The sequence below is a fragment of the Pseudoxanthomonas sp. 134C1 genome, assembly GCF_057773065.1.
The window spans coordinates 364,803-390,019 of sequence record NZ_JBYMTH010000004.1 but is presented as its reverse complement, the minus strand read 5'-3'; the positions used below and the strand labels follow the sequence as shown (position 1 = coordinate 390,019).

Annotated in this window: 29 protein-coding genes; 12 read left to right on the top strand and 17 right to left on the bottom strand. The window is 66.9% G+C overall.

Annotation, left to right across the window (positions count from 1 at the left end; translation table 11 throughout):
• The first annotated feature begins 67 nt into the window (after nucleotides 1-67).
• The 7 genes from lptD (at nucleotide 68) to AC3DEZ_RS11030 (ending at nucleotide 7,789) form a co-directional block, all read left to right on the top strand.
• On the top strand, nucleotides 68-2,512 hold the full coding sequence (gene lptD / locus AC3DEZ_RS11060) for an LPS assembly protein LptD (protein ID WP_488388242.1): 2,445 nt from the start codon (nucleotides 68-70) through the stop codon (nucleotides 2,510-2,512).
• Nucleotides 2,509-3,888, top strand: coding sequence for a peptidylprolyl isomerase (locus AC3DEZ_RS11055; protein ID WP_488388241.1), 1,380 nt, complete (start codon nucleotides 2,509-2,511; stop codon nucleotides 3,886-3,888). The genes lptD and AC3DEZ_RS11055 overlap by 4 nt, the downstream gene beginning before the upstream one ends.
• A 2-nt stretch (nucleotides 3,889-3,890) precedes the next feature.
• The gene (gene pdxA, locus AC3DEZ_RS11050; RefSeq protein WP_488388240.1) at nucleotides 3,891-4,868 is read left to right on the top strand and encodes a 4-hydroxythreonine-4-phosphate dehydrogenase PdxA; all 978 of its coding nucleotides are present in this window, start codon (nucleotides 3,891-3,893) and stop codon (nucleotides 4,866-4,868) included.
• Between the two features lie 59 nt (nucleotides 4,869-4,927).
• Nucleotides 4,928-5,725 (top strand): 16S rRNA (adenine(1518)-N(6)/adenine(1519)-N(6))-dimethyltransferase RsmA, encoded by a 798-nt coding sequence (gene rsmA / locus AC3DEZ_RS11045; protein WP_488388239.1) that lies wholly within the window; start codon nucleotides 4,928-4,930, stop codon nucleotides 5,723-5,725.
• Between the two features lie 59 nt (nucleotides 5,726-5,784).
• Entirely contained in the window at nucleotides 5,785-6,162 is a 378-nt protein-coding gene (gene apaG, locus AC3DEZ_RS11040; RefSeq protein WP_447103179.1) for a Co2+/Mg2+ efflux protein ApaG, read from the top strand.
• Nucleotides 6,162-7,010 carry a symmetrical bis(5'-nucleosyl)-tetraphosphatase gene (locus AC3DEZ_RS11035; RefSeq protein WP_488388238.1) on the top strand — a complete coding sequence of 283 codons (849 nt, stop codon included), beginning with the start codon at nucleotides 6,162-6,164 and terminating at the stop codon, nucleotides 7,008-7,010. The genes apaG and AC3DEZ_RS11035 overlap by 1 nt, the downstream gene beginning before the upstream one ends.
• 230 nt (nucleotides 7,011-7,240) lie before the next feature.
• Complete coding sequence (locus AC3DEZ_RS11030) at nucleotides 7,241-7,789, top strand: DUF1287 domain-containing protein (RefSeq protein WP_488388301.1); 549 nt, start codon at nucleotides 7,241-7,243, stop codon at nucleotides 7,787-7,789.
• An 18-nt stretch (nucleotides 7,790-7,807) separates the two neighbouring features.
• Here the strand turns inward: AC3DEZ_RS11030 and AC3DEZ_RS11025 are convergent, their stop codons facing one another.
• The gene (locus AC3DEZ_RS11025; protein WP_488388237.1) at nucleotides 7,808-8,323 is read right to left on the bottom strand and encodes a dihydrofolate reductase; all 516 of its coding nucleotides are present in this window, start codon (nucleotides 8,321-8,323) and stop codon (nucleotides 7,808-7,810) included.
• A gap of 78 nt (nucleotides 8,324-8,401) precedes the next feature.
• Between AC3DEZ_RS11025 and AC3DEZ_RS11020 the strand changes: the two genes are divergently transcribed.
• The gene (locus AC3DEZ_RS11020) at nucleotides 8,402-9,403 is read left to right on the top strand and encodes a pepsin/retropepsin-like aspartic protease family protein (protein ID WP_488388236.1); all 1,002 of its coding nucleotides are present in this window, start codon (nucleotides 8,402-8,404) and stop codon (nucleotides 9,401-9,403) included.
• Here the strand turns inward: AC3DEZ_RS11020 and AC3DEZ_RS11015 are convergent.
• The 4 genes from AC3DEZ_RS11015 to AC3DEZ_RS11000 form a co-directional block, all read right to left on the bottom strand.
• Nucleotides 9,400-9,918 carry a hypothetical protein gene (locus AC3DEZ_RS11015; protein WP_488388235.1) on the bottom strand — a complete coding sequence of 173 codons (519 nt, stop codon included), beginning with the start codon at nucleotides 9,916-9,918 and terminating at the stop codon, nucleotides 9,400-9,402. The two genes, AC3DEZ_RS11020 and AC3DEZ_RS11015, sit on opposite strands and share 4 nt — an antisense overlap.
• The gene (locus tag AC3DEZ_RS11010) at nucleotides 9,915-10,709 is read right to left on the bottom strand and encodes a thymidylate synthase (RefSeq protein ID WP_488388234.1); all 795 of its coding nucleotides are present in this window, start codon (nucleotides 10,707-10,709) and stop codon (nucleotides 9,915-9,917) included. The genes AC3DEZ_RS11015 and AC3DEZ_RS11010 overlap by 4 nt, the downstream gene beginning before the upstream one ends.
• Nucleotides 10,706-11,584, bottom strand: coding sequence for a prolipoprotein diacylglyceryl transferase (lgt, locus tag AC3DEZ_RS11005; RefSeq protein WP_488388233.1), 879 nt, complete (start codon nucleotides 11,582-11,584; stop codon nucleotides 10,706-10,708). The genes AC3DEZ_RS11010 and lgt overlap by 4 nt, the downstream gene beginning before the upstream one ends.
• A 76-nt stretch (nucleotides 11,585-11,660) precedes the next feature.
• Nucleotides 11,661-12,341: a helix-turn-helix transcriptional regulator gene (locus AC3DEZ_RS11000; protein WP_488388232.1), complete on the bottom strand. Its 681-nt coding sequence runs from the start codon at nucleotides 12,339-12,341 to the stop codon at nucleotides 11,661-11,663.
• 82 nt (nucleotides 12,342-12,423) lie between these two features.
• Here AC3DEZ_RS11000 and AC3DEZ_RS10995 point away from each other — a divergent pair, with 82 nt between their 5' ends.
• Complete coding sequence (locus tag AC3DEZ_RS10995) at nucleotides 12,424-13,023, top strand: hypothetical protein (protein WP_488388231.1); 600 nt, start codon at nucleotides 12,424-12,426, stop codon at nucleotides 13,021-13,023.
• Nucleotides 13,024-13,106: 83 nt separating this feature from the next.
• Here AC3DEZ_RS10995 and AC3DEZ_RS10990 read toward each other — a convergent pair whose 3' ends face one another.
• The 5 genes from AC3DEZ_RS10990 to AC3DEZ_RS10970 form a co-directional block, all read right to left on the bottom strand.
• A complete protein-coding gene (locus AC3DEZ_RS10990) occupies nucleotides 13,107-13,595 on the bottom strand; it encodes a TPM domain-containing protein (protein WP_488388230.1) in 489 nt (162 codons plus the stop codon).
• A complete protein-coding gene (locus AC3DEZ_RS10985; protein WP_488388229.1) occupies nucleotides 13,595-14,485 on the bottom strand; it encodes a TPM domain-containing protein in 891 nt (296 codons plus the stop codon). Before AC3DEZ_RS10985 ends, AC3DEZ_RS10990 begins: the two co-directional genes overlap by 1 nt.
• A gap of 42 nt (nucleotides 14,486-14,527) precedes the next feature.
• Nucleotides 14,528-15,160, bottom strand: a complete 633-nt coding sequence (locus tag AC3DEZ_RS10980; RefSeq protein WP_488388228.1) for a LemA family protein — start codon at nucleotides 15,158-15,160, stop codon at nucleotides 14,528-14,530.
• A gap of 153 nt (nucleotides 15,161-15,313) precedes the next feature.
• Entirely contained in the window at nucleotides 15,314-16,063 is a 750-nt protein-coding gene (locus AC3DEZ_RS10975) for a TerC family protein (RefSeq protein WP_447103190.1), read from the bottom strand.
• Nucleotides 16,064-16,084: 21 nt separating this feature from the next.
• Nucleotides 16,085-16,477 (bottom strand): diacylglycerol kinase, encoded by a 393-nt coding sequence (locus tag AC3DEZ_RS10970; protein WP_488388227.1) that lies wholly within the window; start codon nucleotides 16,475-16,477, stop codon nucleotides 16,085-16,087.
• Between the two features lie 201 nt (nucleotides 16,478-16,678).
• Here AC3DEZ_RS10970 and AC3DEZ_RS10965 point away from each other — a divergent pair, with 201 nt between their 5' ends.
• Both AC3DEZ_RS10965 and AC3DEZ_RS10960 read left to right on the top strand, forming a co-directional pair.
• The gene (locus AC3DEZ_RS10965) at nucleotides 16,679-17,398 is read left to right on the top strand and encodes an SGNH/GDSL hydrolase family protein (RefSeq protein ID WP_488388226.1); all 720 of its coding nucleotides are present in this window, start codon (nucleotides 16,679-16,681) and stop codon (nucleotides 17,396-17,398) included.
• Between the two features lie 112 nt (nucleotides 17,399-17,510).
• Nucleotides 17,511-17,990, top strand: coding sequence for a VOC family protein (locus AC3DEZ_RS10960; protein ID WP_488388225.1), 480 nt, complete (start codon nucleotides 17,511-17,513; stop codon nucleotides 17,988-17,990).
• Nucleotides 17,991-18,043: 53 nt separating this feature from the next.
• Here AC3DEZ_RS10960 and AC3DEZ_RS10955 read toward each other — a convergent pair whose 3' ends face one another.
• From AC3DEZ_RS10955 to AC3DEZ_RS10925, 7 genes are all read right to left on the bottom strand, one after another.
• A complete protein-coding gene (locus AC3DEZ_RS10955) occupies nucleotides 18,044-18,421 on the bottom strand; it encodes a VOC family protein (RefSeq protein ID WP_488388224.1) in 378 nt (125 codons plus the stop codon).
• 29 nt (nucleotides 18,422-18,450) lie between these two features.
• Nucleotides 18,451-19,074 carry an RNA polymerase sigma factor gene (locus AC3DEZ_RS10950; protein ID WP_488388223.1) on the bottom strand — a complete coding sequence of 208 codons (624 nt, stop codon included), beginning with the start codon at nucleotides 19,072-19,074 and terminating at the stop codon, nucleotides 18,451-18,453.
• A gap of 37 nt (nucleotides 19,075-19,111) precedes the next feature.
• Nucleotides 19,112-20,347: an ABC transporter permease gene (locus AC3DEZ_RS10945; RefSeq protein ID WP_488388222.1), complete on the bottom strand. Its 1,236-nt coding sequence runs from the start codon at nucleotides 20,345-20,347 to the stop codon at nucleotides 19,112-19,114.
• A complete protein-coding gene (locus tag AC3DEZ_RS10940) occupies nucleotides 20,344-21,093 on the bottom strand; it encodes an ABC transporter ATP-binding protein (protein WP_447103196.1) in 750 nt (249 codons plus the stop codon). The genes AC3DEZ_RS10945 and AC3DEZ_RS10940 overlap by 4 nt, the downstream gene beginning before the upstream one ends.
• Nucleotides 21,090-22,610: an efflux RND transporter periplasmic adaptor subunit gene (locus AC3DEZ_RS10935; RefSeq protein WP_488388221.1), complete on the bottom strand. Its 1,521-nt coding sequence runs from the start codon at nucleotides 22,608-22,610 to the stop codon at nucleotides 21,090-21,092. The genes AC3DEZ_RS10940 and AC3DEZ_RS10935 overlap by 4 nt, the downstream gene beginning before the upstream one ends.
• Before the next feature lie 128 nt (nucleotides 22,611-22,738).
• Nucleotides 22,739-24,007: a sensor histidine kinase gene (locus AC3DEZ_RS10930; RefSeq protein WP_488388220.1), complete on the bottom strand. Its 1,269-nt coding sequence runs from the start codon at nucleotides 24,005-24,007 to the stop codon at nucleotides 22,739-22,741.
• A gap of 37 nt (nucleotides 24,008-24,044) precedes the next feature.
• Entirely contained in the window at nucleotides 24,045-24,746 is a 702-nt protein-coding gene (locus AC3DEZ_RS10925) for a response regulator transcription factor (protein WP_079724910.1), read from the bottom strand.
• Nucleotides 24,747-24,871: 125 nt separating this feature from the next.
• Between AC3DEZ_RS10925 and AC3DEZ_RS10920 the strand changes: the two genes are divergently transcribed.
• Nucleotides 24,872-25,210 (top strand): DMT family protein, encoded by a 339-nt coding sequence (locus AC3DEZ_RS10920; protein WP_447103199.1) that lies wholly within the window; start codon nucleotides 24,872-24,874, stop codon nucleotides 25,208-25,210.
• Nucleotides 25,211-25,217 lie beyond the last annotated feature (7 nt).

The window sequence follows — 25,217 nt, the reverse complement described above, 5'->3', positions numbered from 1 at the left end:
GCCATGCCGGGGATCCGGCAAGCTAACCGCCGTTTCTGAACCGAACCGTCCCGGAGCCCGGTACCGCGTGCGTCCAGTCCTTCGCCTGCTGCCCCTGCCGTTCAGTATCGCCCTGTGCCTGCCGGCGCTGGCGGCGGACGAAAAGCCCGAGAGCTGGGCGCTGTGCCCGATCGAGGATCCGGTCCCGGTCTTCGCCGACGTGCCCCAGCCCGCGGCCGGCGCCAATACCGAACAGGCCCGCGCCGCCCGCGCGAACCAGGACACCCACATCGAGGGCAACCAGCTCGGCGGCACCGAACAGAACCTGGAGTACACGGGTAACGTCGCGCTGAAGCGCGGTGACCAGTTCCTGGGTGCGGACAACCTGAAGTACGACCAGGAAAGCGATACCTATTCCGCCGAAGGCCACGTGCGCTACCAGGACGCCGGCATCCGCCTGGTCGCCGAAAGCGCACGCGGCGACCAGAACGCCGATCGCCACCAGATCGACAACCTGCAGTACCAGTTGGTCTCGCGGCGCGGCAATGGCGGCGCCGATCGCATCGACATGAAGGGACCGGAAGGCAGCCTGCTGCATTCCACCTATTCCACCTGCGATCCCGCCGACCGGCGCTGGGAACTGCGCTCGCGGCGCATCGACGTGAATACCGAGACCGGTTGGGGCGTGGCGCACGGCGCGACCGTGCGGCTGGGCCACGTGCCCGTGCTGTACATGCCGTGGTTCAAGTTCCCGATCGACGACCAGCGCCACACCGGCCTGCTGTACCCCGCTCTGAGCCATTCGGGACGCAATGGTCTGGACTATCGCCAGCCGATCTACCTGAACCTGGCGCCGAACTACGACGCCACGCTCAATCCGCGCTACATGAGCAAGCGCGGCTTCGCCCTCGGCGCCGAGTTCCGTTACCTGTACAGGGGCGGTGCCGGCAAGCTGGAAGGCAACTACATGCACCGCGACGATCTGCTGGAAACGCGGAGCCAGGAACCGGAGTTCGTGCCCGCCCGCAACCCGGAGCCGGATGACAGCCGCGGCCTGTTCCGCTTCAACGGCTACCACAATCTCAACACCCACTGGCAGGCGCGCGCCAATCTCGTCTGGGTCAGCGATGCCCGCTATGTCGAGGACTTCGCCAACAACCTGGGCGGCCTGACCGCCAGCACGCTGACCAGCACCGCCGGCCTGTATGGCGTGGGGCAGTTCTGGAACGCCGCACTCATGGCCGATGCCTGGCAGTTGTCGGATTTCAATCTGACCAAGGCCACGCTGCCCTACAACCGCCTGCCGCGTGCCTATTTCAAGTACGAACGCCCGCTGGGCCGCTGGCTGAACGTCGGCCTGCACAGCGAGGCCGTGCGTTTCCAGCACGACTTGCGTGACGGCGGCACCCGGCTGGATCTCAAACCAACCGTCGGTCTGAACTTCGAAGGACCGTCCTGGTACATCCGCCCCACGCTCGCCTGGCGCTACACCGATTACCGCCTCGATCCGGAGCTGGCCCGCAGTATCGCCGTCACCCGCGCGGCGCGTGCGCTGGGCGTGCCCGCCAACAGCGTCACCGACGTGATGATGCAGCCCTACTACAACGAATCACCCAACCGCAGCCTGCCCATCGGCTCGGTCGACATGGGCCTGTTCTTCGACCGCGAGACCGAGATCAAGGGCAGTCGCTTCCTGCAGACCCTGGAACCGCGCCTGTTCTATCTCAACGCTCCCTATCGCGAGCAGGACGGCATCCCGCTGTTCGACACCCGGCCCTTTACGTTCAGCTGGGGCCAGATGTTCCGCGACAACAGGTATTCCGGTCCCGATCGTCAGGCCGATGCCAACCAGCTGACGATGGCATTGACGACCCGCTTCCTGCGCCAGTCCGATGGGTTCGAGCGCGCCTCGATGAGTCTGGGCCAGATCCGCTATTTCGAAGACAGCAGGGTCACCCTGTCCCCTTCCGAGGCCCCCTTGCTGAAGGGCAAGTCCGCATGGATTGCCGATGCCAACTACGCACCCACCGACCGCTGGACCATCGGCGCTTCCTACCAGTGGGATCCGAAGTTCCGCCGCGAGGATCTGGCCAGCCTGCGCGCGCGCTATCTGATTGGCGATGATGGAGTGGTCAACCTGACCTACCGCCACCGCCGCGACCTGCTCGAACAGGGCGATTTCTCGTTCCTGTACCCGATCAGCCCGTCCTGGAGCATCGTCGGGCGCTACTACCACTCGTTCATGGACAACAAACTGCTGGAAGGCATCGCCGGCGTCCAGTGGGACAGTTGCTGCCTGGCGGTGCGCGCGGTGGTGCGCCGCTACGTGCGCAACCGCGAAGGCGAAATGAACAACTCCATCCAGGTCGAATTCGTCCTCAAGGGCCTGGGCTCGGCTGGCCAGGACACGGAGCGCACCCTGCGCCGTGGTATCCTCGGCTATTACCGAGACGACCTCTATCTCGTCCCGCCGAGCAATACCACGCCGGATCCGGACGACGACAACCGCTACGCTCCGGATATGCTGCCATGACCATCAAGTTGTTCCGTCCCCTCGCCGCCGTCCTGCTGGCGGCCGTCTGCATGGCGCCACTGTCGGCCCAGACCCTCCAGCCGCTGGACCGGATCGCCGCGATCGTGGATGAGGACGTCATCCTGCAGAGCGAACTGGATCGCGCGATCACCAACGTGGTCAACCAATATGCCAGCCAGCCAGGCCAGTTGCCGCCGCGCGAGGTGCTGGAACGGCAGGTGATGGAGCGCTTGATCCTGATGAAGCTGCAGGTCACCCGCGCCAATGGCAGCGGCATCCAGGTCGGCGATCAGGAAGTCAACGGCGCGGTCGCCGCGGTCGCCCAGCAGAACGGCATGACCGTCGACGCGTTGCGCGCGCGTCTGGCCCAGGACGGCATGTCCTTCAACGACTTCCGCAATTCGCTGCGCGACGAAATCACGGTGCAGCGCCTGCGCCAGAGCTTCGCCCAGAGCAAGATCCAGGTCAGCGAGGGCGAAGTGGACGCCGCGCTGGCGATGCAGGCCAATTCGGGCCAGCAGTATCACCTGGCGCACATCCTGGTCGCCCTGCCGGACGGTGCCACCGCCGAGCAGATCACGACCGGCCAGCAGAAGATCGACGGCATCAAGGCCCTGCTGGACAAGGGCGAGATGGACTTCAACGCCGCGGCCGTGCGCTATTCCGACAGCCCCAACGCGCTGGATGGCGGTGATCTGGGCTGGCGCAGCATGGACGAAATCCCGACCGCGTTCGTGGACATGCTCAAGACGATGTCCGCCGGCCAGGTGGTCGGCCCGCTGCGCGGCGCCAGCGGCTTCCAGCTGCTCAAGCTGGTGGAAACCCGCGACGCATCGCAGGCGGACAAGCGCACCGTCACCGAGTACCACGCCCGCCACATCCTGGTCCGCGTCACCGAGACCCAGGACGCCGCGGCGGCCAAGGCCAAGGTCGACACCCTGCGCGCCCGCATCGCCGGCGGCGCGGATTTCGCCACCGTCGCCAAGGAATCCTCCGAGGATCCCAACAGCCGCGGCGAAGGTGGCGACCTGGGCTGGTTCCCCGCCGATGCCTTCGGCCCGGCCTTCGGCGAACAGGTCGCGGGCGTCGGCGATGGCCAGGTCACCGAACCTTTCCGCACCGATGCGGGCTGGCACATCGTGCAGCGCGTGGAAGCGCGCCAGAGCGACGTCACCGATGCCAACCAGCGTGCCCAGGTCCGCGAGACCATCGGTCGCCGCAAGCTGGAAGACGAATACAACCGCTTCCTGCATGAAATGCGCGGCGAAGCCTATGTGAACATCCGCACCGGCGCCCAGGCCCAGACCGACGGTACGCCGGCAAACGCGCCGGCACCGGCCGAGACGCCCGCACCCGCGCCCGCGCCCGGCGGCTGAGCATGCTGCCCCGCCTGGCGCTGGTTCCGGGCGAGCCGGCCGGCATCGGGCCTGAACTCTGCGTCCGGCTGGCCCAGGAACCTCGCGCTGACTGCCGGCTGGTCGCCTTCGCCGACGCCGGCGTGATCCACGCGGCCGCCGCCGCGCTGGAACTGCCGCTGCGACTGCTCGACGAACATCAGGACGCCCGCGCACCCGGCGAGCTGTGCCTGCGCCCGATGCCGAATCCGGTGCCCACCCGTTTTGGCCAACCGGATCCCCGCAACGCCGCCGCGGTCATCGCCGCGCTCGAGCAGGCTTCGGATGCCTGCCTGGAGGGTGAGTTCGATGGCGTGGTCACCGGTCCGGTGCACAAGGCCGCCATCAACGCCGGCGGCATTCCCTACACCGGCACCACCGAACTGCTCGCCGCGCGCGCGCGGCGCGATGTGGTAATGATGCTGGCGAACGACATCGTCCGGGTCGCCCTGGCGACCACCCACCTGCCGCTGCGGCAGGTGGCCGACGCCATCACCGCCCCCGCTCTCACCAAGGTGCTGCGCATTACCCATGCCGCGATGCGCGACGATGTCGGTATCGCCGATCCCGTGATCGCGGTACTCGGACTCAACCCGCATGCCGGCGAGGCCGGCCATCTGGGACACGAGGAAATGGAGATCATCGAACCGGTGATGGCTGCCCTCCGCGATGAAGGCATGCGGCTGGTCGGTCCGTTGCCCGCCGACACCGCTTTCCTGCCGCAGAAGCTCGCCGGCTTCGACGCGGTGCTGGCGATGTACCACGACCAGGGCCTGCCGGTGCTCAAGTACAGTGGCTTCGAACAAGCGGTGAACCTCACGCTGGGCCTGCCCTATCCCCGGGTCGCGGTCGATCACGGCACCGCGCTGGACCTGGCCGGCAAGGGCATCGCCGATCCCTCCAGCCTGTTCGCCGCGGTACAGACCTGCGCCCGCATCGCCTCCCGAAAATCCGCAAGTTAGCAAACGCATATCCTGCTTCCTGCCCGCCCGAATCCCCTATTCCGACTCCCCACCCAGCCATGTCCCCTTTCAAGGCACCGCCCAAGAAATCACTGGGCCAGCACTTCCTCACCGATCGCAGCTACATCGAACGGATCGTGCTGGCCGTGGATCCCAAACCGGGCGACAGGCTGGTTGAGATCGGTCCGGGCCAGGGCGCGATCACGATGCCGTTGCTGCGCCGCCATGGCGAACTGACCGCGATCGAATTCGATCGCGATCTGATCACCCCGCTGATGGAAGCCTCGGAAGGCGTCGGCCGTCTGACCATCATCCACAAGGATGTGCTGGCGGTGGATTTCGGCAAACTGGCCGGCGACGATCGCCTGCGCCTGGTCGGCAACCTGCCCTACAACCTGTCATCGCCCATCCTGTTCCATGCACTCGAACACGCCGCGTCGATCCGCGACATGGTGTTCATGCTGCAGAAGGAAGTGGTCGATCGCATGGCCGCCGGTCCCGGCAGCAAGGTGTATGGCCGCCTGAGCGTGATGTTGCAGGCGTACTGCACGGTGACACCGCTGTTCGTGGTTCCGCCCGGTGCGTTCCGCCCGCCGCCGAAGGTGGATTCGGCGGTGGTGCGGATGGTCCCGCGTCCTTCCGCGGAGATCGGTGTCGCCGATCCGCAACGCTTCACCGAAGTCGTGCGAGCCGCGTTCGGGCAGCGCCGCAAGACCCTGCGCAACGCGTTGTCCGGGGTGTGCGACGGCGCGGCCATCGAAGCCGCCGGAATCAGTCCCGACGCCCGCGCCGAGCAGATCGAAGTGGCCGCCTTCATCCGCCTGGCCAACCAGATCCCGGCAACGCCCGAGGGCTGAGCGCGCCCGCGCCCGCGCGGCGATTCCTGTTTCACGCCGCAATGCATACACTGTCCGGCATGAAACACGACTACGCCATCGATATCGACGTAGCCACCCGCTTCCTCGACGATCAATCCGCGCCCGAGGACGGGCGCTATGTGTTCGCCTATACCATCCGCATCCGCAACCGGGGTGCGGCGCCCGCGCGCCTGCTCGGTCGCCACTGGATCATCACCGACGCCAACGGCAAGGTCCGCGAGGTCGAGGGTGCGGGCGTGGTCGGCGAGCAGCCGTGGCTGCAGCCTGGCGAGGACTTCGAATACACCTCCGGCGCCGTGCTGGAAACGGACATCGGGACCATGAAAGGAAGCTACGACATGATTGCCGACGACGGCACCCGCTTCGACGCCCCCATTCCCCAGTTCACCCTCTCCATCCCTCGGACGCTGCACTGATGGCGGTCTGGGCGATAGGCGATCTGCAGGGATGCTACGACGCGACCCAGCGCCTGCTGGAACGCGTGCGTTTCGATCCCGCCCGCGACCGGCTGTGGTTCTGCGGCGATCTGGTCAACCGGGGCGGTCAGTCGCTGGAAACGCTGCGGCTGGTGCACTCGCTGCGCGAACAGAGCGTGGTGGTGCTCGGCAATCACGACCTGTCCCTGCTGGCGATCGGCGAGCGTTCGCCGGAGGAACAGCGCAAGGTCAATCCCGACCTGCAGCGGGTGGTGCTGGCCGACGACGCACGCGTGCTGCTGGACTGGCTCCGTGGCCAGAAGCTGGTGCATGCCGACCGCGAGCTCGGTTGGATGATGATCCACGCCGGGCTCGCGCCCAAGTGGACCACCAGCCTCGCCGAACGCTACGCGCGCGAGGTCGAACAGCAGTTGCATGGCAACGGTTTCCGCAAGCTGTTCCGCAACATGTATGGCGACAAACCCAACTGGTCCTCCGGCCTGGCCGGCTATGACCGCGCGCGCGCCATCATCAATGTGCTCACCCGCATGCGCTACTGCACGCCACGCGGACGCATGGCGATCGAGGAAAAAGGCGCGCCCGGCACCCAGGCGCAGGGCCTGTATCCCTGGTACGAAGTGCCTGGCCGTGCGCCGCGCGATCTGAAGATCGTCTGCGGCCACTGGTCGACCCTGGGCCTGATGATCGGCCATGGCGTGCACGCGATCGATACCGGCGCGGTCTGGGGCGGCAAGCTCACCGCGCTGCAACTGGATACCGATGAGCTGCGCATCGTGCAGGTACCCGGACGCGATGTGGATCCGGCCGCTTTCGCGGGTCGGGACTGACGTCGCGCGGACGTGAGGCTTCCACCGCTGTCACCTTGCTAACTTTGGCGTTTCGGCAGGATGTTCCATCGCATCGCCGGTCTACAATCGTGGCCATGCGTACTCCGGCGTTTCCTTCTCGAATCTTCGCCATGGCCCTGCTGTCAGGGCAGCTTCTGGCGGCATGCGGCGGCACTTCCGCCACCGCAACCTCTCCCCATGCCTCCGCATCCACGGCCGCCTCCGCCGCGATGGCAGCGCCCGCGGGTGCCCTCTCCGCGGCGTCCCCTCCGTTGGTCGCGGCCGCCCGTGCGCAGATTGGCGTCACCCGCCGCTACGATCCGGCGTATGTCCGGTTGTCGTATCCGGGCGGTGACGTACCGGAGGATCGCGGTGTCTGCACCGATGTGGTCATCCGCGCATTCCGCTCGCAGGGAATGGATCTGCAGCGAAGCATCCACGAGGACATGCGCGGAGATTTCGGTTCGTATCCCCAGGACTGGGGCATGCGCGGCCCCGATCGCAACATCGACCATCGGCGTGTGCCCAACCAGATGCGCTGGTTCGAGCGGCAGGGCTGGACGGTGCCCATCGGCACAGACGCCGGCAGCTACCGGGCCGGCGACATCGTGGCCTGGAAGCTGCAGGGCAGTGGTCTGCTGCACATCGGCATCGTCTCGGATCGGCGTGGCGCCGCTGGCGTGCCGCTGATCCTGCACAACATCGGCGCGGGAACGCAGGAGGAGGATCTGCTGTTCCGGCATTCCATCATCGGCCACTACCGGCCGGCGCTTCCGTAGCCGCGCGGTGATCGCAATTCAGGCCGTCCGCACCCGCAGGTAATCGACGAACTCGAACGCATGCGCATGGCGCGCGTCCGCCGGATGCGGTTCGCGCCGCACCACGTCCCATTCGGCGGGTTCAAAGCGGGGGAAGTGCGCGTGCGCATCCACCACCACCGTGTCGACATGGGTCAGATAAAGGGCATCGGCCAAGGCCAGCGTCTGTGCGTAGATCTCGCCGCCGCCAATCACGCAGATCTCGGGATTCTCCTCGCTGGCCGCCCAGGACAGCGCCTGTTCGAGCGATCCGACCGCCTCCATGCCGGCGAACGGCACCTGTCCGCCACGGGTCAGGACCAGGTTGCGGCGGCCCGGCAGCGCGCGGCCCAGCGACTCGGCGGTCCGCCGGCCCATCAGCACCGGCTTGCCCAGGGTCAGCGCCTTGAAGCGCTTGAGGTCGTCGGGCAAGCGCCAGGGCAGGTCGTTGTCGCGGCCAATGGCGCAATGGCGATCCAGCGCCGCGATCAACGACAGGGAAACGGGGTTGTTCATATGGACAGACTTCCGGCGTATTGCAGGCGTGGGAAACGCGGCGTACTTTCGCCACACACCATCTTCGGGGAAGGCCGGATGCCCTCGCAAGCCAGAACGATGCTGTTGGCCAGCGGATTGCTGTTGGGGGCGACCGCCAGCGCCGGCCAGTCGCTTCCCGCAAGTTTCGAATCCGATCGCGTCTATCTGGAAGCCCGGGGGGCGCAAGGCGAGCGTCTGCGCCTGTACACCGACACCGGTGGCGGTTTGTTCCTCAAGCAGGAAGCGGTCGAACGCCTGAAGCTGCCGCTCTCTCCCCTGGAGGATCCCGACGCCCGCCGCGAACTGGGCGATCGCGCCCGGATCACCCGGTTGCCCGCCTTCGCGCTGGAAGCCGGGATCCCGGCGCCGCTGGCCGACGACGGGCGCCTGATGGTCCTGCCGAGCGCGCTGGCCGGTCCACAGTTGCCCGGTACCAGCCAGGACGACGGCATCCTCGGCCAGGCCTGGTTCGCCGGCCGGATCTGGACCTGGGACTATCCCGGCCGCCGCTTCCGCCGCGAAGCCGGCGATTGGAAACCGCCGGCGCAGCTGCGCAGGCTTGCGCTGGGTTTCAAGACCGACGAACACGGGGCGCGGGTCGCCGATTTCCCGCGCCTGCAGGTCACCATCGATGGCAGGCAGCATTCGCTGTTGCTGGATACCGGCGCGATGACGGTGCTCACGCCGCAGGCACTGGCGCAACTCGCCGATGGCGGTCCGCAGGAACGGGCAACCAGCATGATCGCCGACAGCGTCTTCCAGGCCTGGCGCAAGGCGCACCCGGAATGGCGCGTCATCGAGAACGCACAGGCCGGCATGGGTTCGGCGATGATCGAAGTGCCGGAGGTGATCATCGCCGGCTACAAGGTCGGTCCGGTATGGTTCACCCATCGCGAGAACCGCAATTTCCACGACTTCATGTCCAGCTTCATGGATGCGCGGGTGGATGGCGCACTGGGCGGCAACGCCTTCCGCCACTTCATCATGAGCATCGACTATCCGGGCGCGGCGGCCTACTTTCGCTGCGTCGCCGATTGCCGGGATACGCTCCCGCGCTAGCGCGGCGCGTCCGCCGGTGACGCGGGCCGCCACTGGGCCAGCAGCGCCTGCGTGCGTGGTTCGTTCCACCAGCGATCCGGCAGGTAGACATGGCGGCCGCTCCGCCCGCGCTCATAGATGAAACGTCCGCCCGTCACGCGCACCACCTCGCCATCGGCGTCATAGCGCACGTTCGGTCCGGCACCGAACCGCAGCGTGCCGGCGTCCACCGTCAGGCGCAGATCCGGCATGGTGTCCAGGCCGCCCAGCGCGGCCCGTTTCCAGCGACGGAACTCCAGCCAGGGCATCACGCCCTGGGCCAGGCCGACCGCGGCGACCACCATGGCGGACAGACGCACACCCTGTGTGTCCGCAACGACGATCACCCCCAGCGCGATGACCGCCAGCAGCAGCGAAACCAGCCACAGCCAGCGACGCAAGCCGCTGCGAAACAGCCACCACTTGAGGTATTGCTCGCGCAGATAGGCGTCATCGCGGCGGAAACCCACTTCCGCCGCGTCATTGCCGCCGGTCATACCGCGACCGGCGCCTTGATGGCCGGATGCGGGTCGTAACCAAGGATTTCAATGTCGTCGTAACTGAAGGCGAACAGATCGGTCACGTCCGGATTCAGCCGCAGCGTCGGCAACGGGCGTGGCACGCGCGTCAGTTGCTCGCGCGCCTGTTCATAGTGGTTGGAATACAGATGCGCATCGCCCAGCGTGTGCACGAAATCGCCCACGCCCAGGCCGGTGGCCTGCGCCACCATGTGGGTCAGCAGCGCGTAGCTGGCGATGTTGAACGGTACGCCCAGGAAGATGTCGCCGCTGCGCTGGTACAGCTGGCAGCTCAGCTTTCCGTCGACCACATAGAACTGGAACATCGTGTGGCAGGGCATCAGCGCCATCTTCGGCAGGTCCGCCACGTTCCAGGCGCTGACGATCAGCCTGCGCGAATCCGGATTGCGCTTGATTTCCTCGATCACCCATTTGATCTGGTCGATCTCGCCGCCCTCGGCGGTTGCCCAGCGCCGCCACTGTTTGCCGTAGACCGGCCCGAGTTCTCCCTCGGCATCGGCCCATTCGTCCCAGATGCTGACCTTGTTGTCCTTCAGATAGGCGATGTTGGTCTCGCCCTTCAGGAACCACAGCAGTTCGTGGACGATCGAGCGCAGGTGCAGCTTCTTGGTGGTGACCAGCGGGAATCCCTCGGCGAGATCGAAGCGCATCTGCCAGCCGAACACGCTGCGCGTGCCGGTGCCGGTGCGATCGGATTTCTCGGCGCCCTGCTCCAGTACGTGGCGCAGCAGATCGAGATAGGGCTTCATGCGGATTCCTTGGCCGGAACGACGGGTTGCAGGACGGGGGAACGGCGCGACAGCCACAGCAGGTACACGCCCAGCAGGATCAGCGGCACGCTCAGCAACTGGCCCATGGTCAACCAGCCGAAGGCGAGATACTTGAGCTGCTCGTCCGGCACCCGCACGAATTCGACCAGGAAACGGAACACGCCATACAGCAACGCGAACAGGCCGGAAACCGCGTAGCGCGGCCGCGGCCGGCGCGAGAACCACCACAGCGCCAGGAACATCACCAGGCCTTCCAGGAAAGCCTGATAGAGCTGCGAGGGATGGCGCGCGAATTGATCCAGCGCGCCGGCGGCGTACTGGGCCTGCAACTGCGCGGCGGAGAAATCCTTCAAGGCCGGATCGGTCGGAAAAATCACGCCCCAGCCGGCCTGTGTGTACTTGCCCCACAACTCGGCGCCGATGAAATTGCCGAGTCGGCCGAAACCCAGGCCCAGCGGCACCAGCGGGGCGACGAAATCCATGGTGTCGAAGAAATGCATGCGCTGTCGGCGCGACCACCACAGCGCGGCGGTCATCACGCCCAGCAGGCCGCCGTGGAAACTCATGCCGCCTTCCCACACCTTGAAGATGGACAGCGGATTGGCGAGGAATCCCTCCAGCCCGTAGAACAGGATGTAGCCCAACCGGCCGCCCAGGACCACGCCGAGCATCGCGTAGAACAGCAGGTCGGAGAAACCGTTGGCATCCACCCCCGGCAAGCGGCCGGCACGCACCCGCCGCTGCCCCAGCCACCAGGCCGCGATGAAGCCCAGCAGATACATCAGGCCATACCAGTGCAGCTTCAGCGGCCCCAGCGAAAGGGCGATCGGGTCAATCTGGTGGAGGTAGATCATGCGCCTCGGGGACCGGCAGGGAATGCCCTATTTTGCCCCAGCCGGGGAGCTTGCGCCCGCCTCACGGGAGCGCCTTTCAGGGAAGAGTCCGGAGGTAGTCTTCGAAGCGCTTTCCGCGCCGATTCTCAAATCTCCGCCCCACCTCCGAAACAGCCCGGATACGGTCCACCCGCAGATTGCGGAAGTCCTCCCTGACCTCGCACCAAACCGTCAACAACCAGGCCTGCTCGAACAAGGTCAACCCCAGCGGCCAGGCGGTCCGGCGACTCCATTTTCCCTGCAGATCCCGATAGTCGATCTCGAGCACCAATCGGTTTCGGATTGCCGACCGAAGGACGCCGAGATGAACGGCCGCCTTCGTGCTTTCTTCCGTCCGACGCGGCACCGCCCGCAATGGCAAACGCAGGTAGCGATCCTCTCCGGTTTCACCCAGCGCGGCACTGATCTTGGCCGAGACCCGACGCGCCGCTTCGCTCAATGCGACATCCCCTCGTGCCGCGACCCAGCGCGTACCCAGCATCAGGGCATCGAGTTCATCGGGATCGAAATGAAGCGGTGGCAGGAAATAGCCCTTTTCCAACTGGTAGCCCAGTCCGGCTTCCCCTCGTATGGGCGCTCCCATCGCCTGCAATGCGGTCATGTCCCGATAGATGGTCCGAACCGATACGCCCAGTTCGTGCGCCAGCGCTTCTGCCGGTACCGGGCGCCGCCGGCCCCGCAGATGCTGTAACAACGCAAACAGACGCTGTGTCTTCATGGAGGCATCTTACCCTCCTGACAGGTTCTGTCAGCAGGGCGCGCTACCGTGGGCGCCCGCTATCTCCTTGGATGCATCAGGCATGACCAATCCTCTCTGCTACGAAATCGTCACTTACCGCGTTGACGATGCGCACGCCGCCGACCTCTCCAGAAACTCCGCGCGTGATCGGGTGAAGCACTACCCGGGGTTCATCGCATGGACGCCACTCACCGCCTCAGGGGACGCCCTTGAACGTGTGGACCTGGTCGCATGGCGGTCGAACGACGATGCGAAAGCCGCAGCGCAACGTGTTGGAAATGCTCCAGAGTTTGCCGAGTTCCGGGCTTCAATCAACACGCTCGTGCATATGGGGCATTACAGCCAGAGCGCTGTCGGTACTCGTGAAATGGTACCGGGGCACGGCGTCGAGATCGGGCACTTCCGCCTCAAGCCCGGCATCGATGAAAGCACGATGCGCCAAGCCTACTCCGCCATGGTGGAGACCCATCTTTCCGGTCAGCCGGGTTGGTGCCGACAGCATCTGATCAAGCTGGAAGACGGCAGCTTCATCGATCTCGCGCTCGCCGACAGTCGCGAACGTTCACAGGCCCTGTGCGCAGGCTGGCAGGGGCAGCCAAGCTGCGAGGCATTCCTCGCGCTGATCGAACCGGTGAGCATGCGTTTTGGGGAACTGCTCTGATCCCGGATGCATCCGGCCCGGCGTAATCCCGCGCAAGCCCGACGCCATCCTGGTCGCCCATGCGCGGCCTGACGGCCGCGGATTCAAAACACATGCGGCCGGTTGGGCAGTTCGTCCTCGTCCGGCTGGCTGCCGTCCTGCGGGTAGAAGGCCGCCAGCAGATCCGACACCGCGGCGATGCCGCGGATCACGGCGGCTTCGGCGTCACCGGCGCGCAGGTGTTCTTCCATCAGCTGGCAGACCCCGCGCCACTGCTCGTCGCTGACGCGCCCGCGCAGACCCCGGTCGGCGACGATCTCGATGCGATGATCGGCCAGCAACAGGTAGATCAGCACGCCGTTGTTGGCTTCCGTGTCCCAGGTGCGCAGGCGCGCGAATGCCTCGTGCGCGCGTTCGCGCGCCTGCATGCCGCGCAGCACGGCCTGCATCGGCAGGTCCGGTTCGACCGCGAACATCACTTCGCCGCGATGGCGTTGTTCGCCCTGGTGGATGGCGTCGGCGATGCGCTCCAGGCTGTCGGCGGGGAACAGCCGGCGTGCGGAAGGCGGGAACAGATGGCGCAGCAGGCGCATCACCAGCTCCCCGAGGCGCCACCGCCTCCGGACATGCCGCCACTGCCCCCCCAGCCGCCGCCGCCAAAGCCGCCGCCACCGCCGAATCCTCCACCGCCGCCGCCGCCCCAGCCGCCCCAGTCACGGTGGCGGGCATAGCGTCCACCGCCTCCGCCACTGGACACGGACAGCAGGCCGTAGATCAGGCCGAATACGCCGGCGATTCCCGCCATCGGAATCAGCGACGACAACAGGAACGCGGTTCCTCCCGAGGCGGCGCCGGTGAACAGCCCGCGGATGCCGGCGGGCGCGCGCCAGAACACCCCGCGCACGATGGTGGCGATGACGAAGGCGGCGAACAGCGTGAACAGCCAGTCGCCGCCGCGCGAGCGCTCCGGGCGGTTGTCGCTGACCGGCGCCGGCAGCGCCTCGCCATCGATGAGTTTGACCAGCACCGCGGTGGCGTCGGTGATGCCACCGCCGTAGTCGCCGGCGCGGAACTTCGGCACCAGGTATTCCTGGATGACCCGGTTGGCGATCGCGTCGGGGATGGCGCCTTCCAGTCCGTAGCCCGGTTCGATGCGCACGCGCCGATCATTCTTGGCGACCAGCAGCAGCACGCCGTCATCCACGCCCTTGCGCCCCAGCTTCCATTGCTCGAACACGCGCTGCGTGTACTGCTCGATACCCTCCGGTTCGGTGGTGGGCACGATCAGCACCTGCAACTGGCTGCCCTTGCGCTGCTGCAGGGCGAGCGCCTGCTGTTCCAGTTGCTGTTTCCGCGTGGCGTCCAGCGTCCCGGTGGTATCGACCACCGGCGAATCCAGGGCGGGAATGGCCGCCAGCTGCTGTGCCGCCGCCGGCAGCAGGCAGCACCACAGCAGCAGACAGGCCAGCGCGCGGCGCAGCATCGGCGCGATCGCGGTCGGTCAGTTGGCCGGCGCGGGTGCGGGCTACGGGGCCGGTGGCGCGGAGGGCTGCGGAGCGGCCGGTGCCGGTGGCGGGGTGCCGAAATCGACCTGCGGCGCCTGCTGGATCTGCGCCTCGTTCTCCACCGTGAAATTCGGCTTTTCCTTGTAGCCGAAAATCTTGGCGGTGATCACCTGCGGGAACGAGCGGATATAGGTGTTGTAGTCCTGCACCGTCTGGATGTAGCGGCCGCGGGCGACGGTGATGCGGTTCTCGGTGCCTTCCAGCTGCGCCTGCAGGTCGCGGAAGGACTGGTCCGATTTCAGGTTCGGATAGTTCTCGGTGACCACCAGCAGGCGCGAAAGCGCGCCGGATAGTTCACCCTGTGCCTGCTGGAACTGCTGCAGCGAGGCGGCATCGTCGGCGTTGACCTGGATCTGGCCCACCCGCGCGCGCGCATTGGTGACGTCGGTGAGTACCTGCCGTTCCTGCTGGGCGTAGCCCTGCACGGTCTTGACGAGGTTGGGGATCAGATCGGCGCGGCGCTTGTACTGGTTCAGCACTTCCGACCAGCCGGCCTTGACCGCTTCATCCTTCTGCTGGATGGCGTTGTAGCCGCAGCCGGACAGCAACACGGCCAGCGCGACCAGCACGAACGAACGGACAAACAGACGCATGGCACCACTCCTTCGGCAGGGACGGCGGCATTGCAGCATCCGCCGGTGAAGGATGCAACCGCGCCGCCGGGGTCGCCGGCCCGTCAGCCAGCCTCCAAACGCCGACGCCCGGCGGGAGCCGGGCGTCGGGGGAGCCGGAAGCAGCGGTCGGGCCTACCAGTTGCCGGCGCCCGGAATGTGCTTCTTCGCCGCGCGGCGGCGCATGAGCAGGTTCAGCCACTCGACCATCACCGAGAAGCCCATCGCGAAGTAGACATACGGCTTGGGCACATGGACTTCCAGGCCGTCCAGGATCAGCACCGCTCCGATCAGCACGATGAACGCCAGCGCCAGCATCTTGATGGTCGGATTCGCGTCGATGAACCGGCCCAGCGGGTTGGCGGCCAGCAGCATCACCGCTACCGCCAGCAGGATCGCCGCGACCATGATCGGAATGTGCTGGGCCATGCCGACCGCGGTGATGACCGAGTCGAGCGAGAACACGATGTCGATGATGGCGATCTGCGCGATCACCAGCCCGAACACCGCCGACGCCTTGGTGGTGGACGGATCCTCGTCTTCACCGCCGGTGATCAGTTCCTTGATTTCCTTGGCGCCCTTCACCAGCAGGAAGATGCCACCCAGGATCAGCACCAGATCGCGGATGGAGATGCCCATGCCGGCCACGGTGAACAGGTCGTTCTGCATCCGCGCCAGGAACGCGAGCGAGACCAGCAGCGCGATGCGGGTGATGCACGCGACCGCGATGCCGAAGCGACGGGCGCTGGGACGCTGGTGCGCCGGCAGCTTGCTCACCGCGATGGAAATGAACACCAGATTGTCGATGCCCAACACGATTTCCAGCGCGCTCAGCGTCACCAGGGTCAGCCAGACGTTGGGGTCGGCCAGGAACTCTAGACTCATTCGATTTGCAACCTTGCTTGATCAGGAAAAAAGTTCGGACAGGCGGGGCCACAGGATCAGGCCCCAGCACAGCAGCACGTTCATCATCAACACGAACACCGCCGCCGAGCCCATGTCCTTGGCACGCCCGGCCAGTTCGTGATGCTCCGGGCCGTAGCGCTCGATGACCGCCTCGATCGCGGAGTTCAGCAGTTCGGCGGCCAGCACCAGCAGGCAGCTGCCGATCAGCAGCACGCGCTCCACCGGGGTCTGGCCCAGCCACAGGGCCAGCGGCGTCAGCACCACCAGCAGGTAGACCTCCAGCCGGAACGAGGATTCGTGCAGCCAGGCCGCGCGCAGGCCCTGCATCGACCAGACCGCCGCCTTGAGGATGCGCCCCGGACCCCGGGGCATATGTCCGATTTCGTCCGCCATTCCTGGATCTCCGGTCAGCCTGCGGCCTGGACAGGCAGGCAAGGCGGGAGGCGGGTCATCGCGGCAACGGGCATGGAAGGAGAGGCGGCGGAGAAGACCCCGATCTTGCCATATCGGGATGCCTTCCCGGCACGCATGGGTTTGCCTTTGGCCGTCCCGGCTGCTTCACTGCCCTTCCCCCGTCGTCCGGAGCCCGTCCCGATGTCCCGCTTCCCGCTGCCCGTCCGCCGCCTGGCCTGTCTGCTGCTGCCGGTCCTGCTGGCGTTGTCCGCCTGCGCCACGTCGCCCTCCGGTGCCAGTGCGAAACGGGCGCCCGCCATCCCCGCCGAAGTCTCCAACGCGGAATGGGAAAAGGACATGCAGCGGTTCGCGGCCGAGGACGCCGCCACGCCGCCGCCGAAGCACGCGGTGCTGTTCGTCGGCAGTTCCTCGATCCGGATGTGGGAATCCCTGGCCCGCGACTTCCCCGGCGTGAAGGTCATCAACCGCGGCTTCGGTGGCTCGGAGATCCGCGACAGCACCTGGTACGCGCCGCGCATCGTGCTGCCCTGCCAGCCGGAGACGGTGGTGCTGTACGCGGGCGACAACGATCTCGCCAGCGGCCGCACGCCGCGGCAACTGCACGACGACTTCGTCGCGTTCGCCGAACTCCTCCATCGCAAGCTGCCGAAGACGCGCCTGATCTACATCTCCACCAAGCCGAGTCCGTCGCGCGCGCACCTGCTCGGCGCGCAGCGCGAGGCCAACGCCCTGATCAAGGCCGAGTCCGCCCGCCGCGGTTTCGTGTACATCGATGTGCTCACGCCGATGCTGGATGCCGCGGGCAAGCCGCGGGAAGACCTGTTCCTGGCGGATCGCCTGCACATGAACGCGGCCGGCTACGCGCTCTGGCGCGAACTGCTGGCTCCCTACGTGAACTGAGCGGACACCCCGCCACGCGATCATTTTTCCCGGTATTCCCGCGGTTTCGCCTAGACGGGAACGTAACCCCCGCGGGCGTAGGGTCGGTCTCCCGCAGAGGAGACCCTCTCCCATGGCTACCACCACCTACCGTCCGCAGGGCTACCACAGCGTTACTTCCTACCTGATTGTCGACGACGCCGCCAAGGCGCTGGATTTCTACCGTGACGCCTTCGGCGCCGAGGAAATGTACCGGTTGCCGATGGGCGATCGCATCGGCCACGCCGAAACCCGCATCGGCGACACCGTGTTGATGCTGTCCGACGAATGGCCGGACATGAACGCGCTGTCGCCGAATACCCGGGGCGGCGCGACATCGAGCTTCATGATCTATGTCGAGGACGCCGACGCCGCCTATGCGCGCGCGGTCAAGGCGGGCGCGCGCGCCGACCGCCCGGTCAAGCAGGAGTTCTGGGGCGATCGCATCGGCTCGGTCGTGGATCCGTTCGGACACAAGTGGTCGCTGTCGACCCATGTGGAGGACGTCGCGCCCGAGGAAATGCAGCGGCGCATGGAAGCCTGGTCGCAGGACAACGCTCCGGGCACGGCATGACCCGGAACGCGCCTTCCGGGCTTCGGGACCCGGAAGGCGCGGATGTCCGTTGACTATTTCCGGCGCGGCAGCCCCGCATCCTGATGCAGGCTCAGCAGGTTGCGATCCGGATCGACGAAATCCAGCGACAGCCCGCCGTCCGGCGACTCGCCGACCGGCACGACGATTTCCACGCCGTGCTGCGCCAGCGCTTCGGCGTAGTCATCGATGCCGCCGTCCAGGCTGAACACCACCACCGGCGAATCACCCGGCCGGACCGGCTGGACGATGAACACCAGGGTCAGCCCGCCGACCTCGGCCAGCGCGAACGGACCATCATGGCCGTCGATGGCATTGACCGGCAGGCCGAGCGTGTCGCGGTAGAAACCGATCGAGCGCGCCAGGTCGCTGACGAAGAACACGATGGCGCCGACCTTGCATTGGGAAAGCATGGGAATCCTCCTTGTGGTTGTGGTCCCGACTATTCGTTGCCGTCGGGGCGCCAGGTGTGACCGGGCCGGCGGATCACCAGCAAATGGCCGTCGGCATCGTGGGTGGCCAGGCCGGCGCTGCCGCCCAGCGCCGCCCTGAGGCGACGGCGGACCAGCCCGAACTGGAGATCGACGCTGCGCGCCGGATCGCGCACGTACGCCATGGCCAGGCTCTCCGCGCGCGCGATCGGCGGCAGCGTCCCCAGCGCCTTGCGGATGCGGCTGAGCCGTTGCCGGAACGCTTCGGGAGACAGTCCCAGAATCCAGCGGATTTCCTCGACCGACAGACCATGCAGCGCCAGCACCGCCACTCGTCGCAGGCTGACGGGCCAGTCACGCAGCCAACGGGCGGCCGTGACGCGGTCGATTGGCCTCATTTCGTCGACCGTGGTTTCGCCCTCCGCGCTGACCGCCTCGCGACGGCGGCGGCGCACCGCGGTGCGCGCCTGCATCGCGGCGAGGTTGCGCAGCGTGCCCGCCAGCCAGGGCATGTCGGCGCGATCCGCCTCCAGGGCGGCCACCAGAGTGTCCTGGACCAGATCCTCGGCGTCGGCGGCACCGCGCGCCAGCCGGCGCGCCTGCGAACTCAACTGGCGATAAGTATCCAGGTCCATGTGCCGATGATGCCGCAGAAGCGCGGCCGACGCCGGCCTACTGCGAGCGCAGCGCTTCGATGGGATCCAGTTGCGAGGCCTTGCGCGCCGGGTAGTAACCGAAGAACAGTCCGGTAGCGACCGAGAAGCCGGCCGCCAGGCCGATGACCTGCCCGTTCAAGGCCACTGGCAGTTCGCTGAACTTGCCCACCAGCAGCGCTCCGACAATGCCGATCGCGATGCCGAGCACCCCGCCGATCAGCGAGATCAGCATGGCCTCGGCGAGAAACTGCCGGCGCACATCGCCGGGCCCAGCGCCGACCGCCATGCGCAAGCCGATTTCGCGGATGCGCTCGGTCACCGACACCAGCATGATGTTCATGATGCCGATGCCGCCGACGATCAGCGAAATGGTCGCGACCGCGCCCAGCAACAACGACATCAGGCGGGTGGTGGCGGTGCGGGTGGCGACGATTTCGGAAATGTTGCGGACGTTGAAATCATCGTCCTCGCCCGGCGCAATTTTGTGGCGTTGGCGCAGCAGCGCCTCGACTTCGCCCTGCACGTAGCTCAGATCCTTGGCGTCGGCCACGGTCAGCGCAATCTGCATCACCGCGCTGGGCGGCAGGCCCATCGAACCCATCAATCGGCGGCGTGCGGTTTCCAGCGGCACCATCATCACGTCATCCTGGTCCTGGCCGAAACCACCCTGCCCCTTCGGCGCCAGCGTGCCGACCACGGTGAACGGCACCCGGCCGATGCGCACGCTCTGGCCAATCCCGGTTTCCTCGCCGAACAACTCGCGGCGCACGGTCTCGCCCAGGATCACCACCTTGCCCGCACTGCTGTAGTCCTGCGTGTCGAAGCCTTCGCCATTGGCGAGCGTCCAGCTGTTGATGTCGAAGTAGTCCGGCTGCACGCCCTGCCAGCTGCTCGACCAGTTGTTCTCGGCGTACACCACCTGGCTGCTGCCGCGCAGCGCCCCGGCCACGTACTGCACTTCCGGGATTTCGCTGCGGATGGCGTCCACGTCGCCCTCGCGCAAGGTGAAGAAGCCGCTGCCGCTCATGCGCACGCCGCCACCGCCGCGGCCGGCGCCCGGATTGATGTCCAGGCGCTGCGAACCGAGGCCGGACACCAGCTTGTCGATCTCCGCCTGCGTGCCCTGCCCCACCGAAACCATCACGATGACCGCGGCGATGCCGATGATCACGCCCAGCGACGTCAGCGCGCTGCGCATCCAGTTGCCGCGCAGGGCGAAGATCGCGGTGCGCAGGATATCGGTGAAGTTCATGGGTTGCTTTCCCCCCATCCCGGATCCCGTTTCCCGAACCCCGGCTCCTCATGCAACTCGCCGTCGCGCATGACCAGGATGCGGTCGGCATGGGCGGCCACATCGGCGTCGTGGGTGATCAGGATCACCGTGTGGCCCTCATCGCGCAGGCGCTTGAACAACGCCAGGATTTCCTCGCCGGTGCGGCTGTCGAGCGCGCCGGTGGGTTCGTCGGCCAGGATGATCGGCGGCTCGTTGATCAGCGCGCGGGCAATCGCCACGCGCTGCTGCTGGCCACCCGAGAGTTCGCTCGGACGATGGCCGCCGCGTTCGGCCAGGCCGACCGCCGCCAGCGCCTTGCGCGCGCGTTCGGTACGTTCGTGCGGAGGCACCTGGGCATAGCCCAGCGGCATCGCCACGTTCTCCAGCGCGCTCATCCGGGGCAGCAGGTTGAAGCCCTGGAAAACGAAACCAATCTTGTCCCGGCGCAGCACCGCGAGTTCCTCCGCGTCCAGCGTTGCCACATCGACGCCGTCGCAGTGATAGCTGCCGGAAGAAGGTGTATCCAGGCAGCCGACCAGATTCATCAGGGTCGACTTGCCCGAACCCGAAGGTCCCATGATGGCGACGAAGTCGCCGCGCTCGATGCGCACGTCCACGCCCTTGAGGGCGACCACCTCGGCCTCGGTGCCGGGCGAATACACCTTGCTCAGCGCCCGGGTCTGGATGACCGGCACGCCGCCGGCGGAAGCGGGCACGGCACTCATTCCCTGGCGCGCTCGCCGACGATCACCTGATCACCGGCCTTGATGTCGCCGGACACCTCGGTCGCGCTGCCATCGCTGGCGCCCAGCCGCGCCATGATCCGCTCCGGCTTGCCGGCCACCAGTTTGTACAGCGGGGCGCGCTTGGCCGCCAGCAGGGTCTTGAGCTCGTTGTCCCAGCGCTGCTGCCGGGCCGGATCCAGCGTGGCGCGGAAGGTGGCGAAATCCTGCTGGAAACGCTCCGCCATGCGCTGGCGGAGCTGCGCCTGCATCGCGCCGCCGGCGCCACCACTCGTCACCGTGCGCGGACCGCCGCCGCCGGGACCACCCCCGAACAGGCGATTGCCGCCGCCCTCCTGGACCTGCGCCATCCGCGCGGCCTGGCGCTCGCGCACCGCCTGCACCGCGGCGTCAAACGCCGCGCGCTGTTCCGGCGTCAACTGCAGATCGCCGGCGATGCGCTGCAAATCCTCGGTCACCCCGCCACCGCGCACCTGGGCCGCCTGCGGCGCGCCCTGCGCCTGCTCGTCCTCGTTGGTGGGCTTGTAGCGCAGCGCCGCGTTGGACACCTTGAGTACGTTGTCGCGCTTGCTGACTTCGATTTCCGCGTTGACGGTCAGACCCGGCAGCAGAATCTCGTCGCCGTTGTCCACGGTCACCACCACCGGATAGGTCACGACATTGTTGGTGGTGGTGGCGGCCAGGCGCACCTGCTCGACCTGGCCCTTGAACTGGCGATCCGGAAAGGCATCGACGGTGAAGGACACGGTCTGGCCGACCTTGACCTGGCCGATGTCGGCCTCGTCCACCGCCAGTTCGATCTTCATCTTGCGCAGATCCTCGGCGATGGTGAACAGCTCCGGCGCCTGCAGGCTGGCGGCCACGGTCTGGCCGGGCTCGATGCTGCGGGTCAGCACCACGCCATCCACCGGCGAGCGGATCACCGTGCGCTCCAGGTTGACCCGGGTGGTCTGGGTGGACGCGGTCTGCTGACGGATCTGCGCCTGCGCCGAGTTCAACTGGGCGCGCGCCTGATCCCGCGCGGCGCGGGCCAGGTCCACATCACTCTGCGCCACCAGTTTCTGCTGGCCGAGATCGGCCTTGCGGCGATAGTCCAGTTCGGCGTTGTGCAGCGTCGCCTGCGCCTGCGCGAGCGACGCGCGGGCGGCGGCAATCTGGGCGGTGCCCTGCTCGATCTGCGCCTCGTAGGTCTTGGGATCGATGCGGGCCAGCACGTCGCCCTTCTTCACCGGACTGTTGAAGTCGACCAGCACATCGGTCACCTGGCCCGAGATCTGGCTGCCGACGGTGACGGTGGAAATGGCGCTGAGGGTGCCGGTGGCGGAGATCGCGACCCGGATGTTGCCGCGCTCGACCTCGGCGGTGCGATAGGCGCCTTCGTCGGCCTTGGCCTGGCGGCCCTTCCAGTACCACGCCCCCGCGCCCAGGATGGCGAGGACGGCGATGCCGAGGATGATGCGGGGAATCAGTCGGGAGCGACGGCGGGACGGCTGGCTCATGCGGGCGAGTCGGCTATGTCGAAGGGAAGTCTGGGCCCATTAACGCACGGCGGGTGCGGCGGTTGACAGCGGAGAGATGGCCGCCGTGTCCGTTGGGCTGCCACTCATCTTTCCGTTCCCGCGGATGCTCAGGTGAAGCGGATGGCCGCGGCCGTGCCTTTGCCCAGCTCACTCTCGAACTCGATCTTCCAGCCGAACCGGTCGCACAGGCGGCTGACGATCGACAGGCCCAGGCCACTCCCGCGCGGACGCGAGGGATCGGCGCGGTAGAACGGCTCGAACACGCGCTCCATCGACTCGGCCGACATGCCGATGCCGGTGTCGCGGACAATCACCCGGTCCGCCTCGACGACCACGTCGATGCGGCCGGTATCCGTATAACTGCATGCGTTGCGCAGCAGGTTGCTGACCACCACCTGGAACACCCGCGGCGGCGCGTGCAGGCGCGGCTTGGCGTGGCAGCTGACTTCCAGGTCGACGGGTTTCCCGATCAGCAGCGCGCGGGCGTTCTCGGCTTCGTCGAGCACGATGTCGGCCACGTCGAAGTCCTCGCGCTGCGGCTCCACTTCGGCTTCGCGCGCCAGGATCAGGAACGCGTCGATCACCGCCTCCATGTCGCGGCCGGCGCGCTGGATGCGTTGCAGGGAACGCACCACCCGCGGCGATGCCTCCTCGGCCATGGCCATGTCGCTGGCGACGCGGATCACGGTGAGTGGCGTGCGCAGCTCGTGGCTGGCGTCGCGGGTGAAGTCGCGCTCGCGGGCCACGTGCGAGGCCACGCGCTGGGCCAGGCCGTGCAGCGCCGACGCCAGTTGGCGCGCTTCGCCCTGCACTTCCGCCGGCAGGCGATCCGGCGCCAGTCCGCTGACATCGGGCCGGCGCGGATCCCATTCGGACACCTGCCGCGCCAGCCAGCTGACCGGCGACACCAGCCGCTTGGACGCACGATAGGTCAGCCACGACACCACGTAGATCGCGATCAGGGTCAGGATGATCGGCAGGGTGCCGAAGTAGAACGCCAGCCGCTCGGCCTGCGAACGCAGGAACACCAGGTACAGACGGCCGGCGGGCTGCTCGTCCACGAGCACCAGCATGTCGTCGTCCTTGAGTTCGTGGAAACCCGGCTTGAGGTCGCGCAGGTTGTCCGGCAGCACCAGGTTGGAATGCCCCTTGACCACCAGATAGCCGCGAAGATTGTGGGTGTTGGGTGGAGGCTGCGCGGTGGACGCGTCGTAGAGCTCCCAGAAATGGGTCGCTTCCTCCTGCAGCGCGGTGTTCATCAGGCTGTGCTTGATGACAGCCGAGATCAGGTACACGCCCAGCACGATGGCCAGGCTGACCATCACCGCCTGCAGGATGAAGGCGATACGTAGCTTGCGCGGCAACCCCTGCGGCATGGCGGCTCCTCTCCCCGGCCGGATTATGCCGTGGTCGTCAGCCGATGTCCGCGATCCGGTAGCCGGCACTCTGGACCGTATGCAGCAAGGGCTTGTCGAACGGCTTGTCGATCACCTTGCGCAGGTTGTAGAGATGGCTGCGCAGGGTGTCCGAATCCGGCAGCCCGTTGCCCCAGATTTCGCGCTCGATCTCCTGGCGGGTGACCACCCGGGGCGATTCGCGCATCAGGATGGTCAGCAGGCGCAGGCCGATCGGCGACAGCATCAATTCGTTGCCGCCGCGGGTGGCGCGCATGCTGACCGGATCCAGCACCAGATCCGCGACCTTCAGCACCTCGGCGCCGACCTGGCGGCGCTCGCGCCGGATCAGCGCGCGCAGGCGGGCTTCCAGTTCCTGGATCGCGAAGGGCTTGGTCAGGTAGTCGTCGGCGCCGGAGCTCAGTCCGGTCAACTTGTCGTCCAGGGTGTCACGGGCGGTGAGCATCAGCACCGGCGTGGACTTGCGCGCTTCGTTGCGCAGCTTCTTGCAGACTTCCATGCCGTCCATGCGCGGCAGCATCAGATCCAGCACGACCACGTCGTAGCTGTTCTCGGTGGCCAGCCGATAGCCGTCCAGTCCGTCCGAGGCGTAGTCGACCTCGAATCCCCGGCCTTCCAGGTATTCGCCGACCATTTCCGAAATGTTGCGGTTGTCCTCGACGACCAGAACCAGACCCGCGGTTTCCTGTGAGTGGCGCATAAGAGCTCCCTAGTGCTTCAGCTTTGTGAAGCTACCCGGCGGCCAGTTGAGGTCGCGTGAAGGCCCCTGCTGCCATTCAGCCCGCAGTGAGGCTAGGCTGGCGCGTCCTCCCGCCGGTCCCCTCCATGCTCGCCCGCATCCTGCCGCTCGTGCTTCTGCTCGGCTCCAACGTGTTCATGACCTTCGCCTGGTACGGGCACCTCAAATACCGCAGCGCACCGTTGCTCCTGGCCATTTTCGCCAGTTGGGGCATCGCCTTCTTCGAGTACACCCTGATGGTGCCGGCCAACCGGCTTGGCAGCACCGTCTACTCGGTGGTGCAGCTGAAGACCATCCAGGAAATCCTGACCCTCGTGGTGTTCGCCGGCTTCTCCACCTGGTACCTGGGCCAGCCGCTGAAATGGAATCATTACGCCGCGTTCGCGCTGATCGTCGGCGCGGCGTTCCTGATGTTCTACGAATGAGCAGGCG

What these genes read in the sequence shown, in the direction of transcription:
- AC3DEZ_RS11055 (WP_488388241.1), top strand. Translation starts at nt 2,509, where the DNA reads ATGACCATCAAGTTGTTCCGTCCCCTCGCCGCCGTCCTGCTGGCGGCC.
- pdxA (WP_488388240.1), top strand. Translation starts at nt 3,891, where the DNA reads ATGCTGCCCCGCCTGGCGCTGGTTCCGGGCGAGCCGGCCGGCATCGGG.
- rsmA (WP_488388239.1), top strand. Translation starts at nt 4,928, where the DNA reads ATGTCCCCTTTCAAGGCACCGCCCAAGAAATCACTGGGCCAGCACTTC.
- apaG (WP_447103179.1), top strand. Translation starts at nt 5,785, where the DNA reads ATGAAACACGACTACGCCATCGATATCGACGTAGCCACCCGCTTCCTC.
- AC3DEZ_RS11035 (WP_488388238.1), top strand. Translation starts at nt 6,162, where the DNA reads ATGGCGGTCTGGGCGATAGGCGATCTGCAGGGATGCTACGACGCGACC.
- AC3DEZ_RS11030 (WP_488388301.1), top strand. Translation starts at nt 7,241, where the DNA reads ATGGCAGCGCCCGCGGGTGCCCTCTCCGCGGCGTCCCCTCCGTTGGTC.
- AC3DEZ_RS11025 (WP_488388237.1), bottom strand. Translation starts at nt 8,323, where the DNA reads ATGAACAACCCCGTTTCCCTGTCGTTGATCGCGGCGCTGGATCGCCAT.
- AC3DEZ_RS11020 (WP_488388236.1), top strand. Translation starts at nt 8,402, where the DNA reads ATGCCCTCGCAAGCCAGAACGATGCTGTTGGCCAGCGGATTGCTGTTG.
- AC3DEZ_RS11015 (WP_488388235.1), bottom strand. Translation starts at nt 9,918, where the DNA reads ATGACCGGCGGCAATGACGCGGCGGAAGTGGGTTTCCGCCGCGATGAC.
- AC3DEZ_RS11010 (WP_488388234.1), bottom strand. Translation starts at nt 10,709, where the DNA reads ATGAAGCCCTATCTCGATCTGCTGCGCCACGTACTGGAGCAGGGCGCC.
- lgt (WP_488388233.1), bottom strand. Translation starts at nt 11,584, where the DNA reads ATGATCTACCTCCACCAGATTGACCCGATCGCCCTTTCGCTGGGGCCG.
- AC3DEZ_RS11000 (WP_488388232.1), bottom strand. Translation starts at nt 12,341, where the DNA reads ATGAAGACACAGCGTCTGTTTGCGTTGTTACAGCATCTGCGGGGCCGG.
- AC3DEZ_RS10995 (WP_488388231.1), top strand. Translation starts at nt 12,424, where the DNA reads ATGACCAATCCTCTCTGCTACGAAATCGTCACTTACCGCGTTGACGAT.
- AC3DEZ_RS10990 (WP_488388230.1), bottom strand. Translation starts at nt 13,595, where the DNA reads ATGCGCCTGCTGCGCCATCTGTTCCCGCCTTCCGCACGCCGGCTGTTC.
- AC3DEZ_RS10985 (WP_488388229.1), bottom strand. Translation starts at nt 14,485, where the DNA reads ATGCTGCGCCGCGCGCTGGCCTGTCTGCTGCTGTGGTGCTGCCTGCTG.
- AC3DEZ_RS10980 (WP_488388228.1), bottom strand. Translation starts at nt 15,160, where the DNA reads ATGCGTCTGTTTGTCCGTTCGTTCGTGCTGGTCGCGCTGGCCGTGTTG.
- AC3DEZ_RS10975 (WP_447103190.1), bottom strand. Translation starts at nt 16,063, where the DNA reads ATGAGTCTAGAGTTCCTGGCCGACCCCAACGTCTGGCTGACCCTGGTG.
- AC3DEZ_RS10970 (WP_488388227.1), bottom strand. Translation starts at nt 16,477, where the DNA reads ATGGCGGACGAAATCGGACATATGCCCCGGGGTCCGGGGCGCATCCTC.
- AC3DEZ_RS10965 (WP_488388226.1), top strand. Translation starts at nt 16,679, where the DNA reads ATGTCCCGCTTCCCGCTGCCCGTCCGCCGCCTGGCCTGTCTGCTGCTG.
- AC3DEZ_RS10960 (WP_488388225.1), top strand. Translation starts at nt 17,511, where the DNA reads ATGGCTACCACCACCTACCGTCCGCAGGGCTACCACAGCGTTACTTCC.
- AC3DEZ_RS10955 (WP_488388224.1), bottom strand. Translation starts at nt 18,421, where the DNA reads ATGCTTTCCCAATGCAAGGTCGGCGCCATCGTGTTCTTCGTCAGCGAC.
- AC3DEZ_RS10950 (WP_488388223.1), bottom strand. Translation starts at nt 19,074, where the DNA reads ATGGACCTGGATACTTATCGCCAGTTGAGTTCGCAGGCGCGCCGGCTG.
- AC3DEZ_RS10945 (WP_488388222.1), bottom strand. Translation starts at nt 20,347, where the DNA reads ATGAACTTCACCGATATCCTGCGCACCGCGATCTTCGCCCTGCGCGGC.
- AC3DEZ_RS10940 (WP_447103196.1), bottom strand. Translation starts at nt 21,093, where the DNA reads ATGAGTGCCGTGCCCGCTTCCGCCGGCGGCGTGCCGGTCATCCAGACC.
- AC3DEZ_RS10935 (WP_488388221.1), bottom strand. Translation starts at nt 22,610, where the DNA reads ATGAGCCAGCCGTCCCGCCGTCGCTCCCGACTGATTCCCCGCATCATC.
- AC3DEZ_RS10930 (WP_488388220.1), bottom strand. Translation starts at nt 24,007, where the DNA reads ATGCCGCAGGGGTTGCCGCGCAAGCTACGTATCGCCTTCATCCTGCAG.
- AC3DEZ_RS10925 (WP_079724910.1), bottom strand. Translation starts at nt 24,746, where the DNA reads ATGCGCCACTCACAGGAAACCGCGGGTCTGGTTCTGGTCGTCGAGGAC.
- AC3DEZ_RS10920 (WP_447103199.1), top strand. Translation starts at nt 24,872, where the DNA reads ATGCTCGCCCGCATCCTGCCGCTCGTGCTTCTGCTCGGCTCCAACGTG.